This is a genomic window from Acidovorax sp. GW821-FHT10A04, assembly GCF_059415825.1.
The window spans coordinates 372,303-388,249 of the sequence record NZ_JBWKNZ010000004.1; the positions used below are offsets into that span (position 1 = coordinate 372,303).

Sequence of the window (15,947 nt, forward strand, 5' to 3'; positions counted from 1 at the left end):
CTTGCAAGGCCGAGCGACTGAAGGCCAGCGTACGGGCCAGGGTTGCGCATCCATTCCGGTTGATCAAGCAGCAGTTCGGCTACGCCAAGGCGCGTTACCGTGGGTTGGAAAAAACGCGGCGCGGCTGACGATGCTGTTTGCGCTGAGCAACCTGTGGACGGCCAGGAAAGGCATCATGGCGATGAAGAGGTAAGTGCGCCTGAGGAGTGCCAGGGCCTGAAACAGGCCTGCAAACGGGAGCAACCTGGCCCGGACAAGCAGATTGAGCGGGAATTGAGGCGAGTGCCGATTGGCTATCGGGCTGCCCTGGTCTGGCGAACAAGGTTTTGCCGACCTTCTCTAAGTGAGAGCCGCTGCGGCTTCCACCCGCCGCTCACTCCCCGGCGAACGCCCCGACCAGCGCTTGTACGCGCGGCTGAACGCCGCCTCCGACTGGTAGCCCAGGCTGTCGGCCAGCTCGGCCAGGCGCACCTGCCCTTCCTGCAGGCGCGACTGGGCCAGGGCCATGCGCCAAAGGGTCAGGTACTGCATCACCGGCATGCCCACCGATGCCGCAAAGCGCGCGGCAAAGGCCGAGCGCGACATGGCCACGGCGCTGGCCAGCGAGGCCAGGGTCCAGGGCGTGCCGGGCTGCTCGTGCATGAGCACCAGGGCCGGCCCGAGCTGGGCGTCCTGCAGGGCGCCCAGCCAGCCGGTGCGCGCGCCCGGGTCGTTCTGCAGCCAGGTGCGGATGGCCTGCAGCACCAGCACGTCGGCCAGGCGCGTGGCCACGGCCTCGCCGCCGGGCCGCAGGTGCTGGACCTCCTCCTGCAGCAGCGCCAGGATGGGCGCGAGCCAGTTCGATGGGCCCAGCGACTGCCCGCCCAGCACGATCTGGCGCGGCAGCGCATGCACCAGGCGGCGGGCCAGCACGTCGTCAAAACGCACGGCACCACACACCAGGGCGACCGGCGCACTGCCTTCGCCGTGGCGCATGATCTCGAAGCGCCCGCCAAGCTGCACGCGCGGCAGGTCGAAGAAATCGTCGGCCTGCGAGGTGGCGGTGGACAGCAGGTCGTGCCCCTCACCGCGCGGCACCAGCGCGAAGTCACCGGCCCGCAGCAGCACGGGCTCGGCGCCCGGAACGCGCAGCCAGCATTCGCCGGCCGTGATGGCGTGGAACATCAGGCAGCCCGGGATCGGCGGCAGCGCAATGCCCAGGGGCGGGTGCAGGTAGGAGTAGCAGTAGATCACGCCCGTCATGCGCAACAGGTGCAGGGCCCGGCCCAGCGGGTCGGTGGCGGCAGAGGCGGCTTCAACCTGGATGTCCATGCCGCCATCCTAATCCGGTCTGGACGAATAATCAAAAAACACCGTTGATTCATCATTGGCATACCTGGGGCTGGCCGAGACACTGGACGCCTGTTTGTTCCACAACCCCTCGGAGTTCCACATGTCAGACATCGCAGTGATGGGTGCCACCGGCCACACGGGCAGCGTGATCGCCCGCAACCTCCTTGCCCTGGGCCACCGCGTGCGCGCCATGGGCCGCTCGGCCGAGCGGCTCGACGCCTTGCGGCAACAGGGTGCGCAGGTGCACGTAGGTGATGCCGCCGACCCGGCCTACCTCACCCGCGCTTTCGAAGGCGCCGACGCCGCCTACGCCATGATGCCCTTCGACCCCATGGCCCCCGGTTTCGTGGCGCTGCAGCGCACCCAGGGCCAGGCTATCGTGGCGGCCCTGCAGGCGGCGCGCGTGCCGCATGTGGTGGCGCTCAGCAGCCTGGGGGCCGAGCAGCCTGCCGGCACGGGTGTGCTGGTCAGCCTGCACGAGCAGGAACAGCGCCTGGCCACGCTGCAGCACAGCCATGTGCTCAGGCTGCGCCCGGCCATGTTCTACGAGGGCCTGTTCAACCTGCTGCCCGGCGTGAAATACGGCGGCAGCCTGGCCGATGCCTTTGCGCCCGATCTGCCCATCCCCATGATCGCCACGCGCGATATTGCCGATGCGGCCACCGCGGCGCTGGACCAGCGCGGCTGGACCGGCCACAGCGTGCGCGAGCTGCTGGGCCCCGGGGACCTGAACCACGAGCAGCTCGCCACTTTCGTGGGCGGGGTGATCGGCCAGCCCGCACTGGCGTACCAGCAACTGCCCTACGACGGCGCTGCCCAGGGCATGGTCCAGGCCGGCATTGCGCCCGACCTGGCCCACCTGCTGGCCGAGATGGCGCGCGCCCTCAACGAGGGGCGCGTGCGCTCGGTGGAGGGGCGCAATGCGCGCAATACCACCGCCACCCCACTGCAATCCCTGGCCCCGGCGCTCAAGGAAGCGTACGGCGCCCTGCCCTGAAAAAACCAAAGGCCACTGCAGTCTTCACTGCCGTGGCCTTCGGGGACGGTCGTGCGGGATCAACCCAGCGCGGTGTCCAGCACCATCATGATCACGAAGCCCAGCATCAGCCCACCGGTCGCCCAGGCCTCGTGACCCTTGCGGTGCGACTCGGGGATGATCTCGTGGCTGATCACGAACAGCATGGCGCCAGCGGCAAAGCCCAGGCCCCAGGGCAAGAGGCTCACCGAGTAGCTGACCACGGCGGCACCGATCACCGCGCCGATGGGCTCCACCAGCCCCGAGGCCATGCCCAAGCCCACGGCCAGCCAGCGCTTGTAGCCGGCGGCCAGCAGGGCCACGGCCACCACCAGGCCCTCGGGCACATCCTGGATGGCGATGCCCGTGGCCAGGGCGCCGGCCCGCATGGTGTCGCCGCTGGCATAGCCCACGCCGATGGCCAAGCCCTCGGGCAGGTTGTGCAGCGCGATCGCGAACACGAACAGCCAGGTGCGCCGCAGCGTGCGCGAGGTCTGGCCCTCCACGCCCTTGATGAAATGCTCGTGCGGCAGCAGGCGCTCCATGAGCAGCAGCACCAGCGCACCGAGCAGGATGGCCGCACCCATGGTGCCACCCGCCTCCCAGGCCCCGGCCCCGGCGGCGCGCGAGGCATTGATGCCCGGGATGATGAGCGAGAACGAGCAGGCCGCCAGCATCACGCCCGCGCCAAAGCCGAACAGCGTGTCCTGCGTGCGCTCGGAAATGCGCTGCGAGAGCATCACGGGCAGCGTGCCCAGGGCCGTGGCCAGTGCGGCCACCATGCCGCCCATCCAGGCATCGAGCACCACGGGCTGGCCAGCGATCCACTGCCAGATCTGCAGGGAGCCGACCACGCCCCCCGTGACCACGATGGCCAGGCCGATCCACTGGCGCCAGTGCAAGGGCTGGCGGGCAGTCTCGGTCAGGGGGCTGGGCAAGGCGGCGTTGTCGGGTGACGGCGGGGGAACGGGCATGGTGTCGGCTCCGGAAGGCATCGGGTCAGGGTGCAAGGCGCAGCAATGCGGATCGATTCAGCCGCGCGCCAGGGCGTAGCGGCGGGCCACCTCGGCCCAGTCCACCACGTTATAGAACGCCGCGATGTACTCAGGGCGGCGATTTTGGTACTGCAGGTAGTAGGCGTGTTCCCACACGTCCAGGCCCAGGATGGGGGTGTTGCCCGACAGCAGGCCGGCCATCAGCGGGCTGTCCTGGTTGCCCGAGCTCTCCACCACCAGCTTGCCGGCGCTGTTCACCGACAGCCAGGCCCAGCCGCTGCCAAAGCGCGTGAGCGCGGCCTTGGTGAATGCGTCCTTGAAGGCATCGAAGCCGCCCAGGTCCGCCTGGACGGCCTCGGCCAGCGCGCCCTGCGGTTCACCGCCGCCCGTGGGCGACATCACGGTCCAGAACAGCGTGTGGTTGGCATGGCCGCCGCCGTTGTTGCGCACGGGGCCCTGCAGGTTCTCGGGCAATTGCGCAATGCCGGCCACCAGCTCGTCCACCGGCAGGCCGGCGTGGGGCGTTCCGTCCAGCGCGGCGTTCAGGTTGTTGATGTAGGTCTGGTGGTGCTTGGTGTGGTGGATCTCCATCGTGCGGGCATCGATGTGGGGTTCCAGCGCGTCATAGGCATAGGGCAAGGCAGGCAGCGAATAGGGCATGGGTTCCTTTCAGGTGGGGTGAATCGTCAATGGCCAAGTGGAAAAAATCGGGGAAGCTCAATGCGCCGTGCCCTGCAGCACGCCCGAGGCGGCGGCCAGCACGGCGGTGGTGTCGGGGTGCGGGCCATGGGCCTGCACGTGGCGCAGCAGCGCGGCATGGGATTCGCGGCTGTGGCGCCAGGCCGCCCGCTGCAGGGCGGTGCCCTGGCTGCCATCGGCCATCAGGCCCAGCAGCGTGGCATGCACGCTGCACAGCAACTGCGCAGACGCGTCCAGCGCGCCGGCTTCGGCCTGCAGGTCGGCCAGGTTCAGGTGCGAGACCACCAGGGCGGCAATGCAGTCGTCTTCCCGGCCGGCGGGGGGTGCCTGCACGATGCGCAGCGCCAGTACCAAGGCCTGCTGCTGGTAGGCCAGCGCCATCACGGGCTGTTCCATGTGCAGCGCCGCATTGGCGCGCTGCAGCGTGCGCTCCCAATGCGCCAGCGTGGCGGGCTCGGGCGCCAGGGCGTCCCGGGCGGTGGTGGCAATCGAAGGGCTGGATGCGTGACGCAGGTCCATGGCAATGCTCCTGGTGGGAGCCTTTTGCGGTGGACGGGTGTAGCGTACTCAGGCAATTAAAATGATATGCATTCTCATTCGTATTGTCCAGCGAGGGGTTTTGTGGCGGGCACATCAGGGAAAGCGCACAGCCCGGTGCGGCCCGTCTTTGCGAGCCACCTGTGGCACGGATCAGGCACCATTGCCTCCATGGTTCCCCCTCTCCATCGCTACAAGGCCCTGCTGTTCGACATGAACGAAACGTTCATGTTTGGCGGCGACCGCCTGGGGCCCGGCGAAGACTTCGATGCCACCTACCGCGCTGTGGGCGGCGCTGCGCTGTCTGCAGAAGCCGTTGCGCATTGCGTTGGCGCAGCCGTGGCGGGCTTTCTTGCCGACTACACCAACCCTGCCCTTGTCGACGACTTCCCGTCCCTGCGAGAGACGCTTGCCAAACACAGCATACCGTCCAGGCACGAGGCCCGGCTTCTGGAGCTTGTCATTGCAAGGCACGAGGTGGGCGTGGTCCCGAAATGGGCAGCACAGGTGCTCCTCACGCTGGCCCGGTCCCACCGGATGGGGTTGGTGAGCAACCTCTGGGCGCCCTTCCACCACTGGCAGCCCGAGCTGCGCCGGTCGAAGGTCGCGCCCGTGCTGGAATGCCAAGTCTTCTCTTCGGACACGAGGTCCATCAAGCCCTCCCCCCGACTACTCCTGCAAGCGCTGGGTATGCTGGACTTGCCGCCCCAGGATGTGCTGTTCGTCGGCGACAGCCTTGAGCGGGATATTGCTCCAGCCAAGGCGCTGGGGATGGCAACCTGCTGGGTCACGGCCTGCGGCGGCGGCGCGGATGTGGCGGATTTCTGCATACCCTCGATCGCTGCGCTGACCGCGGTGCCCACCCCGGCGCGCGGGTAAGTCCCGGACGACAGGCCTTCACAGCCGGGTGAGGTCGGGGTAAGGTCGGATGGTGCTGCGATCCGACGTTGCGAAACTGGCCGGCCTGACCTCCAACATGTGCTCGCAACGCTGGATGGGGTCCATAGGCGCGCAAGGGCCCAGTGAAAGCCCGCAGGCCAGGTCGGTGCCAAATCAGCGAACATGGGTTCTCACGAAAGACCATGCGGCAGCGAAGAGGGTCACCTGCACCACCCCAAGTTCTTGAGGCTGATGGTGTGAAAGTCAAACCTGGCATGGAGCAGGCCTATCCATTAACAAGTAGTAACATTCGAGCCCAGGTGAGAGGCCGATCCGGGACACTGAGACCCATCCGATGGCAGGGTACGGCCGATTGCCCACCACCCCAAAACACGCCAGCATCGACCCTCATTGCAAGGCACCTCCCCTCACCGCCGCACCCATGAAACGCTTCTACGTCGTTGCCTCGGTCCCCCTGCTGCTGGCGGCGTTGATTCCCATCGCGGCCTCGCTCTACCTGGCGCAGCGCAAGGCCCGGGATGACCAGGTGGCCTACCTGACGTCGCTGGCGGACGAGGTGCTGCGCCGGGGCATCGCCTCGCGCCAGCAGCTGGTGGCGGCCTTGAACGAGCTCGACAAGGACCCCAGCCCTCCGTGCGGCCAGGCCAGCCTGGCACGCATGCAGCAGATGGTGGGCACCTCGTTCTACCTGCAGGGCATGGGTTCGGTGGTGGATGGGATGCTGGTCTGCAGCACGCTCACCCTGGGCAGCGGTCCGGTGGCACTGGCCGGCAAGCCCATGGTCACCTCCTCGGGCATCTCCAGCTGGATCGGGGCGCGGCTGCCCTTCGCGCCCGAGCAGCCCTTCCACATCTATGCGCGCAACGGCCATGCGGTGATCATCCACCCCGGCATCGTGATCGACATGCCGGTGCTGCATGCCGATGTGTCGCTGGGCCTGGCGATCACCACGCCCAAGGCACTGATCCGCTCCCGCGGGCCGCTGCAGGAGGCCTGGCTGGACCTCTACCAGGCCCCCGCCCCCAGCCTGGTGGAAAGCGACACGCACCACATCGTGTTTCGCAGCTCGCAGGAGAACAACATCGCGGCCCTGGCCGCCGCGCCCAAGGCCCTGGCCTACGAGGGCCTGGCGGCCCAGGCGCTGGTGCTGGCGCCGCTGGGGCTGGTGGCTAGCGCCACCCTGGCGCTGGGGGTGGCGGCGCTCACGCGCTGGACGCTGTCCTCCCGGTCCCGGCTGCGTGCGGGCCTCAGGCGGCGCGAGTTCTTCGTGCTGTACCAGCCCATCGTGGACCTGCAGACCCGCCGCTGGGTGGGCGCAGAGGCCCTGCTGCGCTGGCGCCGTGGCAACGGCAAGGCCAACGCCACCCTGGTGCCGCCCGACGAATTCATCGCCGAGGCAGAGCGCACCGGCGTAGTGGCGCACATCACCCGCTACGTGATGGACCGCGTGCTCGAAGACCTGCCCGATGTGCTCAAGGCCAGCCCGGGCTTTCACGTCAGCCTGAACCTCTCGCCCCAGGACCTGGTGGCCGACGGGCCCGTGCAATACCTGCAGCAGCGCTTCGACGCCCAGGACCTGCCACCGGGGGCCTTGATGCTGGAGGTGACCGAGCGCGGCCTGGTGGACGTCGAGGCCGCCAGGCCCGCATTGCAGGCGGGCCGGCAGATCGGCGCGTCCATCGCCATGGACGACTTCGGCACCGGCTATTCGAGCCTGTCCATGCTCGAATCCATCGACATCGACACGCTCAAGATCGACCGCATCTTCATCGCCAGCATCGGCGCGCAGGCCGCCATCAGCCCGGTCACCACGCACATCATCGAGATGGCGCAGAAGCTGGGGCTGGACCTGATCGCCGAGGGCGTGGAAACCCAGTTCCAGGCCGACTTCCTGCGCGAGCGCGGCGTGCGGCATGCGCAGGGCTGGCTGTTTGCCAAGGCCATGCCACTGGCCGAACTGCTGGCGGGGCTGAAAGCCCAGGCCAAAGGATAGACGCGCTCAGGCGCCCCTCCCCGCGTTTCCTTCGGACGGCAGCACGCTCACGCACACCCGCTGCAGCGCAGCGATGGCAGCATCGCGCGCGCCGGGGTGCTCGTCGGCAGGGTGGCGCGCGAGCCAGCGCGCCAGCTCGTTGATGGCACCGTTCAAGGCCGAGGCGCAGGCATCGACCTCCAGCGGTGCCAGGCCCGCGGGCGCCAGGATCTCGGCGACCACGGCATGCAGCTGCTGGTAGCCATGGCGCCCGTCGAGTTCCGCCCAGGCCTGGGCGCCCAACACCGAGGGGCCGTCGATCAGCAGCACCTGGCGCGGGCCGGGCCGCGACACCGCATCGATCCAGGCCAATGCACCCGCCACCAACTGGTCCGGCGGGGTCGCCTGTGCATCGGCCGCCCCGTCGATGGCGGCACTGAGCTCGGCATGCACGGCCTCGCAGACGGCCACGAACAGGTCTTTCTTGTCGCGAAAGTGGTGGTACAGCGCGCCGCGCGTGAGGCCTGTGGCCACCAGCAGCGCCTCGGTGGAGGTGGCGGCATAGCCGTCCCTCTCGAACAGCGCGCGCGCCGCCGCAATGAGTTTGGTGCGCGACTGGGCGCCCTGCTCCAGGCGCCGATTGCCCGCGGCGGGGCTGGGAATGGATTTTCCTGTTGACATACAGACTGTACGTATCTATATTTCATTGAACATACAGACAGTATGTACTCAGCGTTCATCCGATGCAACAGGAGCCACCATGCCAACCCCGTCCCCCCTTTCGCAACTGACATCCGCCTATCCCCTGGTCACCACGGCCACCGTCCAGGCCTCGCGCGACTTCTTCGTGCAGCACCTGGGTTTCGAGGTGGTCTTCGAAGCCTCGTGGTTCGTGCTGCTGTCGCGCACCAGCAGCGAGGGCGGTGCGGCGTCCATCGCCTTCATGGCGCCCGACCATCCCTCGCGCCCGCCGGGCCCCGAGGTCTTCAGCGGCCAGGGCCTGCTGCTGACCCTGCAGGTGGACGATGCCCGCCGCGAAGAAGCCCGCCTGCGCGCGGCCGGCGTGGAAATCGTCTACGCCGTGCAGCACGAGCCCTGGGGCCAGGTGCGCTTCCAGGTGCGCGACCCGTCGGGCCTGGTGCTCGACATCGTGGAGCAGGCCGAGCCCGCCGAGGGCTTCTGGGACCCGTACATGGCTGGCTGACCATGGCTGAAGCAAGCAGCACCACCCGGGGCCCCGTGCGTGCCCTGCTGGCCATCTCCTGGCCACTGATCGCCACCTACTCGCTGCAGGCCGTGGTCGGCGTGACGGATACCTGGTTCGCCGGCCGCATCTCGGCCGATGCCCTGGCCGGGCTGGGGGCGCAGACCTTTCTGAACCTGGCGGTCTTCGTAGGGCTGGGCGGCGTGGCGTTTGCCGTGCAGGTGCCGGTGGCCCAGGCCCTGGGTGCCGGCCAGGTGCAGGCCGCACGGGCCTACCTGCCCGCGGGCCTGCTGGCCGCCGTCTTGACCCTGCCCTGCTTTTGGGCGCTGGCCTGGGCCGGGCCCTGGCTGTTTGCCCTGTGGCAGTTGCCCGCGGAGTCCACCGCGCAGGCCGTGCAGTACTGGCAGCCGCGCATGGCGGGCGGGGTATCGGTGGTGCTGCTGTTTGCGCTGTCGAGCTACCTGGCCGGCCTGGGCCGCACGCGGGCCAGCCTGGGGGCCAACCTGGCGGCGGCCGTGGCCAATGTGCCGCTCAACCAGTGGCTGATCTTCGATGCGGGCCTGGGCCTCGCAGGTTCTGCCCATGCATCCACGCTGGCCAACCTGGTCGGTGTAGCGGCAGGGCTGGGCATGGTTCCCCGCGCGGGCTGGAGATCGTCCCTCGGCTCCCTGCGGGCCCGCACCGTGGAGCTGCTGCGCACCGGCCTGCCCATCGGCGTGGCCGCCGCGGCCGATGTGCTGGCGATGGCGTTGTTCCAGCTCCTGATGTCGCACATCGGCCCCGCCGAGGGTGCGGCCACCTTGCTGCTGCTGTCGCTCACCGGCCTGGCCTTCTGGCCGGCGCTGGGCCTGGCCACGGGCAGTGCCACGCTGGTGGGCCATGCCATGGGAGCGGGCCAGCGCCACCAGATAGCGCCCCTGGTGCGCGCCAGCCTGTGGCTGATGGCGGGCTGGATGGCCCTGGTGGGCGCCGCCATGGTGCTCGCCGGCCCGCCCCTGCTGGCGGCGCTGCTGGGCAGCGATGCCGGGGCCGGCGGCCAGGCCGCGCTGGCCCTGGCCACCTCGCTGCTCGGGCTGGTGGCCGCGTACCAGGTGCTCGATGCCATCAACCTGGGCAGTGCCTTTGCCCTGCGCGGCCTGGGCGACGTGCGCTGGGCCAGTACCGTCAACACCGTGTGCTCGCTGCTGCTGTTCGTGCCGCTGGCGGCATGGTTGTCACTCGATGCGCTGGGCGCCAGCGTGCCGGCCCTGGGCTGGGGCGCATGGGGTGGCTGGATGGCGGCGGCGCTGCTCAGCGCGGTGCTGGCTGCGGCCTTTCACGCAAGGCTGCGGTGGGTGCTGCGGGGTTTCCAGGAGAGCGTCAGCCCTGCTCGTCGTCCGGCGTGAACACCTGGCCGGCCACCATGTCCCATTCGGCGATCTGCTCGTTGGCGGCGACCAGCCGGCCCACCAGCAGCTTGATGAAGGCCTTGTCGAAGCGCGACTGCAGGTCTTCGGACGCCTCGCGCAGCGCGGGGTTGCGGATCTTGAGCACCAGCACCTCGGTCTCGGCCACGGCGGTGGCCGTGCGCAGGCGGTTGTCGGGGCGCAGGTAGGTCATCTCGCCCAGGGTCACGCCCGGGCCCAGGGTGCTCAGCGTCCAGCCCTGGCGGCTCACGGTCACCTGGCCCTCGATGAGGATGCAGAACGAGTCGCCGGGCTGGCCCTCGCGCATGAGCACCGTGCCCTGCTCCAGCCGGCGCCAGTTGCCCAGGCGCATCAGCTCCCACAGCGCCACGTCGTGGAAGTCGGCAAAGAAGGGCAGCTCGCGCAGCCGGCCGAAGCGCTCGGCCTCGGTGTCCTGCGAGCGCTGGCGCGGCAGGTCGCGGTGGGCGTCGAGCAGGGCCTGGGCGAAGTCGCCCCAGGTGGCAAAGCGGTCGGTCGGCTTCTTGGCCATGGCGCGCAGCAGCACCGCGTCCACATGCCCGGGCAGCGACACGCGCAGCAGGCTCGGGGGCGTGGGCTCTTCGTGGCTGATCTTGTAGAGCGTGGCGAAGTCGGTCTCGCCATCGAAGGGGCGGCGGCCGGTGAGCAGCTCGTACACCACGATGGCCAGCGAGAACATGTCGCTGTGGTGTGTGAGGTCTTCCTCGCGTACCTGCTCGGGCGACATGTAGGAGGGCGAACCCACCATGCCCGAGAGCTGCGTGGCATCGCTGCGCAGCGACAGCGCGGCGCCGAAGTCGGTGAGCTTGACGTCGCCGTTGGCGGCCAGCATCAGGTTGGCGGGCTTGATGTCGCGGTGCACCAGGCCTTCGCGGTAGGCGTATTCGAGCGCATTGCAGCACTTGAAGGCGATGTCCAGCACCTGGGGCACGGGCAGCAGCGCATCCGCCCGGGCATGGGCCGCCAGGGGCTGGCCGTCCACGTATTCGAGCACCAGGTAGGGCTGGGCGGCGTCCTCGTCGGCGTCGAGCAGGCGCACGATGTGGGGGTGCTTGAGCCGGCCGGACATGGCCGCCTCGTTGCGCAGCAGGCGCCGGTAGCGCTCGGCCTGGTCGGGCTGGGCCAGCAGGTGGGCGTGCATCTGCTTGATGGCCACGCGCTTGCCGCGGAACCCGTCGAGCCCCAGGTACACGATGCCGCTGGCGCCGCGCCCAAGCTCGCGCTCGATGCGGTACTTGCCGATGGTCGGGGGGATGAGGGTGGGCGTGGCGGTCATGGGCATCCGGGTGGCGATGCCCGCATTGTGGCAAAAGCCGCGGCCTGCAACCGCATGCGGCATCCCCACGCGTGGCTTTTTGCACGCCGGCAGCGGTCCGTGGTGTGCCGCAAGTGTCCCGCCCGCTGTTCCATTTCTGAACAAGGGCTGTGCCATGGCACACCGTGCACACGGCCTGGGCGCTGGCGGCAGATGGGGCCAAAGCCGCATGGATGCTGGGTTTGCGCGCTGCCAGCGCTCCCATGCTGCGGCTGGCACGGGCATTGCGCCCATCTACTGCTGCAGGCCCCACGACAGGGCCTGGCACAACCCAACCACCGCAGGAGACAAACGCATGAACATGGCAGAAATCGCGAGCCTCGGCATCGCCAACCCCTACAAGAAGCAGTACGGCAACTACATCGGCGGCCAGTGGGTGGCCCCCATCGACGGACAGTATTTCGAGAACAGCTCGCCCATCAACGGCCAGGTGTTCACCGCCATCCCGCGCTCCAACGACAAGGACATCAACGCCGCGCTGGACGCCGCCCACAAGGCGAAAACGGCCTGGGGCAAGACCTCGACCACCGACCGCGCCAACATCCTGCTCAAGATCGCCGACCGCATGGAGGCCAACCTCTTGACCATCGCCGTGGCCGAGACCATCGACAACGGCAAGCCGCTGCGCGAGACCATGGCCGCCGACATTCCCCTGGCCATCGACCATTTCCGCTACTTCGCGGGCGCCATCCGCGCGCAGGAAGGCGGCATCAGCGAGATCGACCACGACACCATGGCCTACCACTTCCACGAGCCGCTGGGCGTGGTCGGGCAGATCATTCCCTGGAACTTCCCCATCCTGATGGCGGTATGGAAGCTCGCCCCGGCCCTGGCCGCCGGCAACTGCGTGGTCTTGAAGCCCGCCGAGCAGACGCCCGCCTCCATCCTGGTGCTGCTGGAGATCGTGGCCGACCTGCTGCCGCCCGGCGTGCTCAACGTCGTCAACGGCTTCGGCCTGGAGGCCGGCAAGCCGCTGGCCAGCAGCCCGCGCATCGCCAAGATCGCCTTCACGGGCGAGACCACCACAGGCCGGCTGATCATGCAGTACGCCAGCCAGAACATCATCCCCGTGACGCTGGAGCTGGGCGGCAAGAGCCCCAACGTGTTCTTCGAGGACGTGATGGATGCCGACGACGGCTTCTTCGACAAGGCGCTCGAAGGCTTTGCCATGTTCGCGCTGAACCAGGGCGAAGTCTGCACCTGCCCGAGCCGCGCGCTGGTCCAGGAATCGATCTACGAGCGCTTCATGGAGCGCGCCCTCAAGCGCGTAGCCGCCATCAAGCAGGGCCACCCGCTGGACAAGAGCACCATGATCGGCGCGCAGGCCTCGCAGGAGCAGCTCGAGAAGATCCTCTCCTACCTCGACCTGGGCAAGCAGGAGGGCGCGCAGTGCCTGATCGGCGGCGAGCGCAACCACCTCGCTGGCGACCTGGCCGGCGGCTACTACATCCAGCCGACCGTGTTCAAGGGCCACAACAAGATGCGCATCTTCCAGGAAGAGATCTTCGGCCCCGTGCTGTCGGTCACCACCTTCAAGACCGAGGAAGAAGCCCTGGAGATCGCCAACGACACGCTGTACGGCCTGGGCGCGGGCGTCTGGAGCCGCGACGGCAACCGCGCCTTCCGCATGGGCCGGGGCATCCAGGCCGGGCGCGTGTGGACCAACTGCTACCACCAGTACCCGGCGCATGCGGCCTTCGGCGGCTACAAGCAGTCGGGCATCGGCCGCGAGAACCACAAGATGATGCTGGACCACTACCAGCAGACCAAGAACCTGCTGGTGAGCTACACCCAGGCGCCCCTGGGCTTCTTCTGAGCACGCGCGGCATGGCCGACACCCTGGCCCACGAAGCCACCTTGCAAGGCCAGGACACGGACCCACCGGCCCGCGTCCTGGCCACGCCCGAGGCCCTGGAACTCATCGCCCGGCTGCAGGCGCAGCACGGCCCGCTGATGTTCCACCAGTCGGGCGGCTGCTGCGACGGCAGCGCCCCCATGTGCTTTGCGCGCGGTGAGTTCCTGGTGGGCGACTCGGACGTGCTGCTCGGCCACATCGGCGGCGAGCCCTTCTACATGAGCCGCCCGCAGTTCGCGGTGTGGGAGCACACCCAGATCACCGTGGACGTGGTGCCCGGCGGGGGCGGCATGTTCTCGCTGGAGCGGCCCACGGGCCTGCGCTTTCTGATCCGCTCGCGGCTGTTCACCGACGAAGAGTCGCAGGCACTGAGGCTGCACCCGGTGGCTTGACGCCAGTCCCCCTGGCGCGCGCTGCGGCGCAGGGGGACTTCATTTTTCCGGCCAGGCCGCCATGGCGGTCCGGGCCATGTCTTCCAGGTCCGCCAGGTCCGCGCCATCACGCCCCTGGATGGCCATGCCCTGCACCACGCCCAGGTAGAAGCGCGCCAGGCGGTCGATGCTGCTGGAGGGCGGCAGCTCACCCGCAGTCACCGCCCGCTGGAGCCCCGCGCGCAGCTTGGCCAATGAGCCCTCGCGGGCGTGCCGGGCGGTATCGGGCGAGCCGCCCGGGCACTCCTCGCCTGTGGCCAGCGTCACCATGCAACCCGAAGGCATGTCGTCGCGGCCGGCCACCACCTGGGCTGCCGCCAGCAGCACCTTCTGCATGCCCGCCCGCACCGTGGGGCCGTCATCGATGCGGTCCCAGATCAGTTCGTTGGCGGCCGCGCTGTAGCGGTCGATGGCCTCGGCATACAGCGCCTCCTTGCTGCCGAACGCCGCGTACAGGCTGGGCGAGCGGATGCCCATGGCTGCGCACAGGTCGTTCATCGAGGTGGCCAGGAAGCCCTGGCGCCAGAAAACCTCCACGGCCGCCTGCAGGGCGGCATCGCGGTCGAACGCTCTCGGTCGGCCCAGAACCGGCATGGAATCCATCCTTTCGTCATTTTTGTGTTGATCGACACAATAAATCGATTGACAGCAAAGATCAATGCCGCAATCATTCTGTATCGATCAACACAAAAAGGCAATTCATGCTGCTTTCCAACAAACGCGCCCTCGTCACAGGGGCCAGCCGCGGTATCGGCGCCGCGATTGCAAAGACCCTGGCCGCCGAGGGCGCCGACGTCGCCATCACCTACGAAAAGTCGGCCGACCTGGCTGCTGGCGTCGTCCGCGAGATCGAGGCCTTGGGGCGACGAGGCACCGCCATCCAGGCCGACAGTGCCGACGCTGCGGCCGTGCAGGCCTCGGTACAGAAGGCGGTGGCCTTCCTGGGCGGAATCGACATCCTGGTCAACAACGCGGGCATCTTCCACATGGGCCCGGTGAAGGACGCCGCGCTGACGGACATCGACGCGATCCTGAACGTGAACGTGCGCGCACCGGTCATCGCCAGCCAGGCGGCCATCCCCCACCTGGGCCAGGGCGGGCGCATCATCCACATCGGCAGCTGGTTCGCCGAGCAGGTGCAATGGCCGGGCTTGAGCATCTACGCGATGTCCAAGTCCGCACTGGCCTCGTTCACCAAGGGCCTCGCGCGCGAGCTCGGGCCCGAGGGGATCACCGTGAACCTGGTGCAGCCGGGCGCCATCGACACCGACATGAATCCGGCCGCCGGGCCGCTGTCCGACCTGATCCGCCAGCCCATCGCGGTCGGCAAGTACGGTAGCGGCGAGGACATCGCCCACGCCGTGGCCTTCCTCGCAAGCGCCAAGGCGCAGTACATCACCGGCACCGCGCTCACGGTCGACGGCGGTATGCTCGCGTAAAGATTTAATGGAGGAGACCCCTTGACCGCACCCGCCACCACTTTCCGCGCGCTGCATGCCAGCCCGACCCTGCTGCGCCTGCCCAATGCCTGGGATGCCGCCAGCGCCCGGCTCTTCGAGAGCCTGGGTGCCACGGCCATCGCCACCACCAGCGCCGGTGTGGCCTGGTCCCAGGGCTACCCCGATGGCTACGCCATGCCCGTCGACGTGGTGCTGGCGTACGCGAAGAACCTGGTGCGGGTGCTCAAGGTGCCCCTGTCGGTGGACATGGAAGACGGCTATTCCGACGACCCGGCCCAGGTCGCCGACCTGGCCGCGCGCCTGGCGGGCGAAGGCGTTGCGGGCATCAACCTCGAAGACGGGCGCAAGCCCCCCGAGCTGCTGGCGCGCAAGGCCGAGGCGATCCGCGAGCGGCTGGCCAAGGACGGGCTGGACCTGTTCGTCAATGCGCGCACGGACGTGGTCCTGCAGCGACTGGTCGATGAGGGCAGCCAGGCCGGGGAAGCCACCGCACGCGGCCAGCTGTACCGCAAGGCGGGCGTCGACGGCCTGTTCGTCCCCGGGCTCACCGATGCTGGGCAGATCAGGGCCATCGTGGCCGGTGTCGACCTGCCGCTGAACCTGATGGCCTGGGGCGGCCTGGCCAATGCCACCGAACTGCAGGCCCTGGGCGTGAAGCGGCTCAGCGCGGGATCGGGCATTCCACAGGTGCTGTGGGGGCAGGCCGCGAAGCTGGCGACGGATTTCCTGCAGGGCGGCGAATCGGACAAGCTGCAGGGGCAGATCCCCTATGCGCAGATGCAGGGCCTGTTCAGCTGACCTGGACTGC

At 68.8% G+C, this 15,947-nt stretch carries 16 protein-coding genes and 1 pseudogene; 10 read left to right on the forward strand and 7 right to left on the reverse strand.

The window, feature by feature from the left end; all coding sequences use genetic code 11:
• Positions 1 to 5 precede the first annotated feature (5 nt).
• Positions 6 to 193: pseudogene (locus tag AC07PF_RS11935) on the forward strand (transposase); the annotation flags it as partial.
• Positions 194 to 339: 146 nt separating this feature from the next.
• Here AC07PF_RS11935 and AC07PF_RS11940 read toward each other — a convergent pair.
• Positions 340 to 1,311 (reverse strand): AraC family transcriptional regulator, encoded by a 972-nt coding sequence (locus tag AC07PF_RS11940; RefSeq protein WP_494611973.1) that lies wholly within the window; start codon positions 1,309 to 1,311, stop codon positions 340 to 342.
• A 121-nt stretch (positions 1,312 to 1,432) separates the two neighbouring features.
• Here AC07PF_RS11940 and AC07PF_RS11945 point away from each other — a divergent pair, with 121 nt between their 5' ends.
• Positions 1,433 to 2,329, forward strand: coding sequence for an NmrA family NAD(P)-binding protein (locus AC07PF_RS11945; protein WP_494611974.1), 897 nt, complete (start codon positions 1,433 to 1,435; stop codon positions 2,327 to 2,329).
• A gap of 59 nt (positions 2,330 to 2,388) precedes the next feature.
• Here AC07PF_RS11945 and AC07PF_RS11950 read toward each other — a convergent pair whose 3' ends face one another.
• From AC07PF_RS11950 to AC07PF_RS11960, 3 genes are read right to left on the reverse strand one after another with little or no spacing between them, the layout of a single operon-like run.
• Positions 2,389 to 3,321 (reverse strand): ZIP family metal transporter, encoded by a 933-nt coding sequence (locus AC07PF_RS11950; RefSeq protein WP_494611975.1) that lies wholly within the window; start codon positions 3,319 to 3,321, stop codon positions 2,389 to 2,391.
• A gap of 57 nt (positions 3,322 to 3,378) precedes the next feature.
• Positions 3,379 to 4,002, reverse strand: coding sequence for a superoxide dismutase (locus tag AC07PF_RS11955; protein WP_494611976.1), 624 nt, complete (start codon positions 4,000 to 4,002; stop codon positions 3,379 to 3,381).
• A 57-nt stretch (positions 4,003 to 4,059) separates the two neighbouring features.
• Positions 4,060 to 4,560, reverse strand: a complete 501-nt coding sequence (locus AC07PF_RS11960; RefSeq protein ID WP_007858861.1) for a DUF2753 family protein — start codon at positions 4,558 to 4,560, stop codon at positions 4,060 to 4,062.
• 189 nt (positions 4,561 to 4,749) lie between these two features.
• On the opposite strand from AC07PF_RS11960, the gene AC07PF_RS11965 reads away from it, so the two are divergent.
• Entirely contained in the window at positions 4,750 to 5,457 is a 708-nt protein-coding gene (locus tag AC07PF_RS11965; RefSeq protein WP_494611977.1) for an HAD family hydrolase, read from the forward strand.
• Positions 5,458 to 5,899: 442 nt separating this feature from the next.
• Positions 5,900 to 7,471, forward strand: coding sequence for an EAL domain-containing protein (locus AC07PF_RS11970; RefSeq protein WP_494611978.1), 1,572 nt, complete (start codon positions 5,900 to 5,902; stop codon positions 7,469 to 7,471).
• A 6-nt stretch (positions 7,472 to 7,477) separates the two neighbouring features.
• Here AC07PF_RS11970 and AC07PF_RS11975 read toward each other — a convergent pair whose 3' ends face one another.
• Entirely contained in the window at positions 7,478 to 8,131 is a 654-nt protein-coding gene (locus AC07PF_RS11975) for a TetR/AcrR family transcriptional regulator (protein WP_494607423.1), read from the reverse strand.
• 79 nt (positions 8,132 to 8,210) lie between these two features.
• Here AC07PF_RS11975 and AC07PF_RS11980 point away from each other — a divergent pair, with 79 nt between their 5' ends.
• Together AC07PF_RS11980 and AC07PF_RS11985 are read left to right on the forward strand one after the other, a co-directional pair.
• Entirely contained in the window at positions 8,211 to 8,654 is a 444-nt protein-coding gene (locus tag AC07PF_RS11980) for a VOC family protein (protein WP_494607422.1), read from the forward strand.
• A gap of 2 nt (positions 8,655 to 8,656) precedes the next feature.
• A complete protein-coding gene (locus AC07PF_RS11985; RefSeq protein WP_494611979.1) occupies positions 8,657 to 10,039 on the forward strand; it encodes an MATE family efflux transporter in 1,383 nt (460 codons plus the stop codon).
• Here the strand turns inward: AC07PF_RS11985 and AC07PF_RS11990 are convergent.
• Positions 10,014 to 11,354: a protein kinase domain-containing protein gene (locus tag AC07PF_RS11990; RefSeq protein ID WP_145696471.1), complete on the reverse strand. Its 1,341-nt coding sequence runs from the start codon at positions 11,352 to 11,354 to the stop codon at positions 10,014 to 10,016. The genes AC07PF_RS11985 and AC07PF_RS11990 overlap by 26 nt on opposite strands.
• 334 nt (positions 11,355 to 11,688) lie before the next feature.
• On the opposite strand from AC07PF_RS11990, the gene adh reads away from it, so the two are divergent.
• The gene (adh, locus tag AC07PF_RS11995) at positions 11,689 to 13,209 is read left to right on the forward strand and encodes an aldehyde dehydrogenase (RefSeq protein ID WP_494607418.1); all 1,521 of its coding nucleotides are present in this window, start codon (positions 11,689 to 11,691) and stop codon (positions 13,207 to 13,209) included.
• An 11-nt stretch (positions 13,210 to 13,220) separates the two neighbouring features.
• Positions 13,221 to 13,640 carry a DUF779 domain-containing protein gene (locus AC07PF_RS12000; RefSeq protein WP_494611980.1) on the forward strand — a complete coding sequence of 140 codons (420 nt, stop codon included), beginning with the start codon at positions 13,221 to 13,223 and terminating at the stop codon, positions 13,638 to 13,640.
• A gap of 39 nt (positions 13,641 to 13,679) precedes the next feature.
• Here AC07PF_RS12000 and AC07PF_RS12005 read toward each other — a convergent pair whose 3' ends face one another.
• Complete coding sequence (locus AC07PF_RS12005; protein ID WP_494611981.1) at positions 13,680 to 14,273, reverse strand: TetR/AcrR family transcriptional regulator; 594 nt, start codon at positions 14,271 to 14,273, stop codon at positions 13,680 to 13,682.
• A 107-nt stretch (positions 14,274 to 14,380) separates the two neighbouring features.
• Here AC07PF_RS12005 and AC07PF_RS12010 point away from each other — a divergent pair, with 107 nt between their 5' ends.
• Together AC07PF_RS12010 and AC07PF_RS12015 are read left to right on the forward strand one after the other, a co-directional pair.
• Entirely contained in the window at positions 14,381 to 15,118 is a 738-nt protein-coding gene (locus AC07PF_RS12010; RefSeq protein ID WP_494611982.1) for an SDR family NAD(P)-dependent oxidoreductase, read from the forward strand.
• A 21-nt stretch (positions 15,119 to 15,139) separates the two neighbouring features.
• The gene (locus tag AC07PF_RS12015) at positions 15,140 to 15,937 is read left to right on the forward strand and encodes an isocitrate lyase/PEP mutase family protein (protein ID WP_494611983.1); all 798 of its coding nucleotides are present in this window, start codon (positions 15,140 to 15,142) and stop codon (positions 15,935 to 15,937) included.
• The last annotated feature ends 10 nt before the right edge of the window (positions 15,938 to 15,947 follow it).